The 854-nt window shown below is 63.9% G+C and carries 1 protein-coding gene; it reads right to left on the bottom strand.

Annotated elements, in window-relative coordinates; all coding sequences use genetic code 11:
* A partial coding sequence (locus CO655_RS33200; protein ID WP_176539358.1) for an FAD-dependent oxidoreductase occupies positions 1-854 on the bottom strand: 854 nt, incomplete at both ends.

Below are 854 nucleotides of genomic sequence, written 5' to 3'. Positions count from 1 at the left end.
GCATCGGCGGGCCGGCGACATCGCCGATTGCATAGATGCCGGCGACATTGGTCTTGCCGTAACCATCAGCGACGACGCAGCCGCGGTCGGTCTTGATGCCGAGCGCCTCAAGGCCGAGATTTTCGATATTGCCCTGAACGCCGACGGCCGAAATCATCCGGTCGGCGGTGATCTGCTGCACCTTGCCATCCGACGTCTCGACATGGGCCGTGATGCTGCCCGCCCCCTTCTCGACCTTTGTGACCTTGGCGCTGGTGAAGATCTTCAGGCCGCGCTTTTCCAGCTGCTTGCGGGCGATGGCGGTGATTTCGGCATCCTCGACCGGCATGATGGTCGGCATGACTTCAACAACCGTCACATCGACGCCCATCGAGCGGTAGAAACTGGCGAATTCGATGCCGATCGCGCCCGAGCCCATGACGATCAGCGACTTCGGCAGCGCCTCGGGCTTCAGCGCCTCGAAATAGGTCCAGATCAGCTTGCCATCCGGCTCGATGCCCGGCAGCGCGCGCGGGCGGGCGCCGGTCGCGATGATGATGTGTTTGGCGGTATAGGTGCCCTCGCCCTTGACGTTCTTCGGCAGCGGATGCTGCGGCTCGACGACCGGCTTCGACGACTTGCCGACGACGATCTCGCCGGGCTTCGTCAGCTTCGCCTCGCCCCAGATGATGTCGATCTTGTTCTTCTTCATCAGGAAGCCGACGCCGGCGTTGAGACGGGCGGAAACGGCGCGCGAGCGGCCGACGACGGCCTTGGGGTCCGGCTTGACGGTGCCTTCGAGAACCAGGCCGAAATCCTTGAAGTGGTTGGCATGGTCGAGCACTTCGGCCGAGCGCAGCAGCGCCTTGGTCGGG

This window comes from Rhizobium sp. M1, from assembly GCF_002531805.1.
GTDB classification, from domain to species: Bacteria; Pseudomonadota; Alphaproteobacteria; order Rhizobiales; family Rhizobiaceae; genus Rhizobium; species Rhizobium etli_C.
Note: the sequence above shows the minus strand (reverse complement) of the source record. Positions and strands in the feature narration are given on the sequence as shown.